This window comes from Acinetobacter rudis (genome assembly GCF_000829675.1).
Lineage (GTDB): Bacteria > Pseudomonadota > Gammaproteobacteria > Pseudomonadales > Moraxellaceae > Acinetobacter > Acinetobacter rudis.
Window position 1 is genome coordinate 1 of the sequence record NZ_BBRX01000107.1, and the last position, 7412, is coordinate 7412.

The following is a 7412-nucleotide window of genomic DNA, read 5'->3' on the forward strand; positions in this document are numbered from 1 at the left end:
CATGAATGCTGATTTTCGTCAGGCATTCAATGCAGTCACGCAACAAATCAAAGCTGAAACTCAAATCAAAGGCATCATTCTACGATCCGCCAAAAAGACCTTCTTTGCTGGCGGAGACTTAGATGAAATTATACAAGCACAACCAGAGCAAGCGACCGATTTCTTCAACATGGTCGAAGAAATGAAAGCGAACTTACGATATATCGAAACCCTTGGTGTGCCTGTCGTTGCTGCCCTAAATGGCACAGCTTTAGGCGGCGGCTGGGAAATTGCTTTAAGCAGTCATTATCGTATAGCTCTTGTCAATCCAAAGGCCAAATTTGGCTTGCCTGAGGTGACACTTGGCCTGTTACCCGGTGGTGGTGGAATTATTCGTATGGTCCGCCTGCTTGGCTTACAAACAGCACTGCCTTATCTCCTTGAAGGCAAGCAATTTAAGCTTGAAGAGGCCCAAAATCTACGGCTCATTCATGATACAGCGCAGAGTGAACCTGAACTGATTGAAAAAGCAGTTGCTTGGATCAATAGCCATGAAAAGTCACAACAAGTATTTGATGTAAAAGGTTATAAAATACCTGGTGGCGACCCAAGAACACCGACCGTTGCGCAGCTATTGGCCATTGCACCCGCGATGCTTCGAGAAAAAACCAAAGGCTGTTACCCAGCACCAGAAGCCATTCTGGCTGTGGCTGTTGAAGGGGCTCAAGTCGACTTAGATACTGCATTACGCATCGAAACTCGTGCCTTTACTGCACTTGCGACGGGGAAAATCTCTAAAAATATGATTGGAACATTCTGGCATGGCTTAAATGCAATTAAGTCAGGTGCAAGTCGTCCAGCCCATTATCCCAAAACCAAAACTCAACAAGTCGGAGTACTTGGTGCAGGCATGATGGGTGCGGGAATTGCCTATGCGATTGCCAATAAAGGCATTAAAGTCATATTAAAAGATATTCAATTAGATGCCGCTGAGCGTGGAAAAGCTTATAGTCAAAAACTTTGGAATAAAAAAGTCAGTCAGGGTCGTATGCAACCTGAACAGCGTGATCAATTATTAGCGCTCATTCAACCCACAACACAGGCCGCTGATTTAGCTGGCTGTGACCTCATTATTGAAGCAGTATTTGAAAACCCACAGCTTAAAGCCACGGTAACCCAAGAAGCCGAGCAGTATCTCGCAGCGGATGCGGTAATGGCCTCGAATACTTCGACTTTACCCATTACAGACTTAGCACAAGCAAGTCGCAATGCTGCAAACTTCATTGGTTTACACTTTTTTAGCCCCGTCGATAAAATGCAGTTGGTTGAGATTATTAAAGGCCAATACACCTCTGCTGAAACACTTGCCAAAGCTTATGACTTTGTTTTACAAATCGGAAAAACGCCTATCGTTATTAACGACAGTCGAGGATTTTTTACCAGCCGTGTATTTGGAACCTTCGTTCAAGAGGGCCTTCGTTTACTTGCCGAGGGAATTCATCCAGCTAAAATTGAAATGGCAGCACTCAAAGCTGGAATGCCTGTTGGCCCACTCGCCATTCAAGATGAAGTGTCATTGACTCTTTCTGAACATGTTGCAAATGAAGCCCGTAAAGCGAAACAGGTTGAGGGGCAAGTCTTAGCACCAAGTCCTGCGGATCAAGTTATTCACACCATGATTCATGAATTTGATCGCGCTGGGAAAGCTGCGGGTGCAGGCTTTTATGACTATCCAACAAACGACAAAAAGCAACTCTGGCCTGGACTTAAACACTGGTATAAGGCAGAGGTTGAAATCACCGAACAAGACATGATTGATCGCTTCCTCTTCGTTCAATCACTCGATACTTTACGTTGCCTACAAGAAGGTGTCCTCAGCTCCGTGATCGATGCCAACGTCGGTTCAATTTTTGGAATCGGTTTTGCACCGTGGACAGGTGGAGCCATTCAATTTCTCAACCAATATGGTCTAAGCCAAGCCCTTACCAGAGCTCAGCAGTTGGAACAACGGTTTGGTGAACGTTTTAAAGCACCTGAATTATTACAACAACATGCACGCACACAACAGGCTATTGTTTAATAACGCTGATGCCTGTCACAACAGCAACAGTTGTGACAGGCATAATACGCGTGTAATGTGCAACAGTTGATCATGCTTATGCTATGATGCTATCAATATTCACACGCTTTATTTGGAAAAACGCATGAATAACCAAGTCCTTTCTCCTGAAAAATCTCCTTGGGGCTGGAAAGCTCTAATCATTGCAACTATCCTAAGTATTTTATTTTTAGGTATATTTTACTTAGCAATGAGCAATGAACCAGACTACATGCCAAGTAAACAGCACAACACCCAGCAACATGCGTTTAAACAGCAGCCAACGATGTCTGCTGAGGCAATGGCTGAAGCGAAACAACAAGATCAAGCACGTCAAGCTGCTCAAGAAAAACACTCAGCTGCTCAGGTTGAAGCACATCAAGGACATTAATCCTGCCCCAAACCCTCTCCTTACCAAGGAGAGGGAGTTAAAGGGTGAGGTTCATATCAATATGTGGAATATTACAGTCCAAATAGACCTCGCCTTGTTGTTCAAAGCCCAAAGCACGATAAAACTCAAGTGCATGGACTTGTGCAGATAAATGCAATTCTGTACGTTTTTCCTGTTGGGCTTTCTCAATAATTGATTGCATGATCAATTGTCCTAAGCCTTGTCCACGGTAGGCTTTTAATACTGCAACTCGCCCTACACTATTGTCATTTAACAAGCGTGCTGTCGCAATTGCTTGCCCTTCCTGATAAATAACAAAATGAAGAGAAATTGGATCTTGCTCATCCCATTCATCTGCAGGTGCAATACTCTGCTCCCCAATAAAGACCTGTTCACGAATAAACATCGCATCGTCTTTAAGCTCTGCCCATGTTCCATGTTTGATCTGGTCTTTTAATTGATTCATGATATTACCCTTCACTGTCTTAACACTTTTTACCTAAATCATGTGCCTGCCACTGATTATTCAACAACAATTCAAGTGAATGCTGTTCAATACTATAGTGCTGTTTTAAAGCCTGAATTTGTGCAATCACTTCTGCATCAGATGTGCTGATGTCTTTACGTTTAGTCGCTAAAATCATTTTATTCTTACTGGTGTGTTCAAGTGCAACAAACTCAAAGACTTTAGTTTCATAACCATAGGCTTTTAACAATAACGCGCGAATCGTATCCGTCAACATCTCAGCCTGCTGTCCAGCATGAATACCAAATTGCAACATCGGTTTGAGCAAGCTAGGACTTTGCATCTGTGGTCGTAATTCTTTATGACAACACGGCGCGCACATAATCACGGAAGCCCCTAAGCGTATCCCTGTATGAATTGCAAAATCAGTAGCAATATCACAAGCATGCAATGCAATCATCACATCAAGATGTTCAGGCTGATAGCTACGGACATCCCCTTGGAAAAATTGTAACTGTTGAAACTGACTTTTTGCCGCAACCTCTTGGCAAAATGCCACCATTTTATCACTCAGTTCAACACCTGTAACTTGTGGTTGGTGCTGCTGTTTTTGCAAATAATCATATAGAGCAAAAGTGAGATAGCCTTTGCCAGAACCAAAATCTACGACATGCATCGCACGTGACTGCTTGGGTAAGCTTTCAACTGCATGAGAAAAAATCTCTACAAATTTGTTAATTTGCTTCCATTTACGCGCCATGCTTGGAATCACTTTAGCCTCTGCATCGCATATTCCTAAATAATGCAAAAATGGACTATTTGGATCGAGCAAGCGTTTTTTCTCACGGTCATGTTGTTGACTAGATACAGCTGTTTTTTCAACTGACTCACGTTTATGGCATTTTACCAGTACACTTTTTTTGGTCCTTTTCAGCTGCCACTCTGCATCGAATGACACAAAATTTGCCTGCTTACACTGCGCTAATAAGGCTGTAATTTGCAGTAATGCTTGATCAAGTTCATAGTTCTGAGTAACGTCTTTGGTCTTGTAGTGATAAAGCGCACTGAGTACTGTTTGCTGTTGAACTTCAAGTAAACGTAAAGTGATTTTTTCCAGTTCAGCTAAATCCCCCTGATATTGACTCAAAGTTAAGCGTTGCAACTGTTTTGAGGTAATTGCCTGTGCCACAGCATCTAAAAATTGTTGTTCTTGGACAGAAAGTATTGCCTCGGATTGCATAATTCAAACTCAAATCAGGATTTCACTATTTTAACGTAAAGCCTGCCGTCAAGGCATACGCTTTTTACGAAATCCTTGATTCAATGCGTAAATGGGTGACATCAAATCACCCAAGTATTGGCTTAAAACTTTGTTCTTAGTGCGAGGGTCGCGTTACGCGGATTTCCGAAACGCACGCCACCATCACTATCAATCTGTGAATAATATTCTTTGTCAAAAATATTATTCACGTTTAATGAAATATTGGTCTTGTCACTCAGTGGGTAACTCGCCATCACACTCGCAGTCATGTAGCTGGGTTGCTTATAGCTATACTTATTATAGCGTCCAACAGTCCAAGTGCTTTGATAGTTCGCCCCTCCACCTACCGTCAAATTATTTGCAAATTTATAGGTCGCAAATAAACGCGCGATATGCTCTGGTGTATTTTCATTAAAAACACGGCCTTGGTTTTCAGGGTCTTTATCATACTCGGTTGTGTTATAGGTATAGCCAAAACTTAAATTAAGATTCGGTATAATTTCACCACGAATCTCAGTTTCAATGCCTTTACTTACCACCTCACCAGATGCAACATTACAATATGCCTCGCCACCATTAAATGGACATTGCCCCTTGCTGCTGTCATCTCGTATTGCTCGGTTAATCTGATTTGTTCTAAATCCCGCAATTGAGGCAATCAAGCGATCATCCCATAATCCTGCTTTCAAGCCAATTTCATAGACATTACCCTGTATAGGATCAAGTAGTTTTTCATCACGATCTTTGGCACCTTGCACCACAAAAGTATCGGTATAACTTGCATATGCAGTTAATGCATCATTAATGTTATAACTGATTCCTAAATATGGAGTCAGAATATTGGACTTTTTATACTTATCAATATCTTCAAAATTACTTTGACGTACCCCAGCAATTAGTTTTAAGGGATCGGTTATATTTAATCGAGTAGTGAGGTAATACCCTGTCTGACGTACTTGTTCAAAAATGGTGTTGTTATAACGTGGAGCGATGTGAGGCAACTGATAATGATTAAAGTTTTTAATGTTTACATATAAGTAATCACGGCTTGGTGTTTCACCAGAACCAACCAAACTAAAGTCTTCTAGAACCTGATCCCAACTTGTCCATGCCCCATCGAGATCACTTCGACTATGGTTCGCACCAAAAACCAATTCATGTTCGCGGCCAAACAAAGCATAGTTACCCTTTGCAAAAAAATCATAGATATCTAGTTTTTGCTCATATTTATATCCATATTTATACACTGTTGCCAAGGCATCATCTGCACTGGTTGTCGTCGCAGCTACAGCCAATGATGTAAACGCCATATCCATCGAATATTTTGCTTTCATATAACTGGCTTTAACCAGCCAGCCATTATCAAACTGGTGACTAATATCTAAGAAAAGCTGAGAGTTAGTTTTATCCCAAAAATCTCGGGCATCGCAGCCACAATTAGAATGATCAACTCCTATTTTTGTGCCATTAAAATAATTCGGAATCGTGTTTACAGGAACAGCATGTTCACCTTGCCGTGAAAATCCAATGTTCAACAGCGTATTTTCAGTTAAATCACTGCTGATTATGCCATACAGCACATTAGAATCACGTGTGACAGATTTCATAAAGGAGTCACCGTCCTGACCCGCTGCAACAAAACGACCTCGTATACTGCCTGATTGATTCAATGGCCCCGATACATCGACTTCACCACGGATCGTGTTCCATGAGCCATAGCTGATCGCTCCACTTGCCTGAAAAGACTCCGTAGGCTTTTTACGAATCAGATTAATCGCACCGGATGGCTCCCCAGAACCTTGCATTAAACCCGCTGCCCCACGTAATACTTCAATACTTTCAATCGTGGCCATATCAGGTTTTGATGAAGCGATATTCGTTGCATTTACCGCTACGCCGTCATATTGCAATAAGTTTGAATTCCAGCCATCTCCAACATTGAACCCCCTTATTGAAAAGTTAGTTCTCTCGGTATTATCCCCTGTAAGCAAGATACCCGTAGTATTTAATAGCACATCAGCTATGTTGGTCGCACCCATGTCTTCAGCCTGCTTTCGTGTAATCACTGAAACGGATTGCGGTGTCTCTTTTACCGATAAATCCAGTTTGGTCGATGTACTGGCATTTTTTTTTATGTAATTGTTTTCTGGACTATTGTCTGCCGTTAGCTCAATCACAGGCAACATCACAGGTTCAACTACCTCACCTGTATCAGCATAAGCGGTTGTAATGCCACAGCTAAAAAGTGCCAGATAAATTGCACTTCGAGTGAAAGTTAGATTCTGACAACTATATCTGCGCATGGTATTCTTAATCTAAATAAAAACGATTATCGTTATTTTTAACAAAAACACAACGGATCACCTGATATTTATTTTTTTGATTTAGAACAAATAGATGAAAGTGAATATATTCCAGCAAATTATAAGGTGTTAAGTTACCTTACTTTTTCTTGTCTTCAACCAACATATAAACCAGATCTAGTACCGGACATGGGTAGCCCATTTGCGTGAGCGCCACTGTAATTTGCCCACGGTGGTGTGTGCTGTGATTGAACACGTGTAATAAAGTCGCAGCATATGGCAATGATAATTTCTGCCCCTGAGTACTCGTATAATGCAGCTCTTGGCAGAGTAAGCCTGAGTCGAGTTGCTGTAAGAACTCAAGCCAATGATAGGATTTCTGCTCTAATTGCTCAAGCAGCTGATGGCGGTCTGCAATAACAATAGTATCTAAACTCAAAGCTTGCGAATGCCCCTGACTAAAACGCTCAAACCACAAATGATGCTCACCAAGTAAAATATGATTCAAAGTCCCAAAAATACTTTTAAAAAACAAACCTTGATCTTTGAAAAAATCTTCATCACTGACCTGTTTTAAGCACTGAGATAACTTGGCTGTCGCCCAAATGTTATAACGTGCAAAGGTATTTAATGTATCTATTTCCATAATTTTAAAATCATCCTTATGAAGAGTTTTATATTGACCTAAACAATCCGCTTGAATCTAGATTTTTCACACTACAGTCTGGCAAGGTATGAAAATATATATTCAAAACAGTCTTACTATAAACCACTAAAAAGTGCTACATCCATTCAACAAATCAGCAATTTCTTTTAAAATTTAACCGTATAAGCCACTGATATTAAAGATAACTAAAGATTAAGCCCAGTTATTGTGATCAAAAGTCTAAAGCATTGTTCCCATTTACTGCAGT

6 protein-coding genes are annotated in these 7412 nt (G+C 41.1%); 2 read left to right on the forward strand and 4 right to left on the reverse strand.

Annotated elements, in window-relative coordinates; translation table 11 throughout:
* Together Aru01_RS17465 and Aru01_RS17470 are read left to right on the forward strand one after the other, a co-directional pair.
* A partial coding sequence (locus tag Aru01_RS17465; protein WP_042111692.1) for a 3-hydroxyacyl-CoA dehydrogenase NAD-binding domain-containing protein occupies positions 1 to 2059 on the forward strand: 2059 nt, incomplete at its 5' end.
* A 124-nt stretch (positions 2060 to 2183) separates the two neighbouring features.
* Positions 2184 to 2468, forward strand: coding sequence for a hypothetical protein (locus Aru01_RS17470; RefSeq protein WP_016655018.1), 285 nt, complete (start codon positions 2184 to 2186; stop codon positions 2466 to 2468).
* Between the two features lie 37 nt (positions 2469 to 2505).
* Here the strand turns inward: Aru01_RS17470 and Aru01_RS17475 are convergent, their stop codons facing one another.
* From Aru01_RS17475 to Aru01_RS17490, 4 genes are all read right to left on the reverse strand, one after another.
* Entirely contained in the window at positions 2506 to 2934 is a 429-nt protein-coding gene (locus tag Aru01_RS17475; RefSeq protein ID WP_016655017.1) for a GNAT family N-acetyltransferase, read from the reverse strand.
* A gap of 19 nt (positions 2935 to 2953) precedes the next feature.
* Positions 2954 to 4174 (reverse strand): class I SAM-dependent methyltransferase, encoded by a 1221-nt coding sequence (locus tag Aru01_RS17480; RefSeq protein WP_016655016.1) that lies wholly within the window; start codon positions 4172 to 4174, stop codon positions 2954 to 2956.
* Positions 4175 to 4296: 122 nt separating this feature from the next.
* Positions 4297 to 6498: a TonB-dependent siderophore receptor gene (locus Aru01_RS17485; RefSeq protein WP_016655015.1), complete on the reverse strand. Its 2202-nt coding sequence runs from the start codon at positions 6496 to 6498 to the stop codon at positions 4297 to 4299.
* A 139-nt stretch (positions 6499 to 6637) separates the two neighbouring features.
* Entirely contained in the window at positions 6638 to 7144 is a 507-nt protein-coding gene (locus Aru01_RS17490; protein WP_016655014.1) for a DinB family protein, read from the reverse strand.
* Positions 7145 to 7412: the final 268 nt, after the last annotated feature.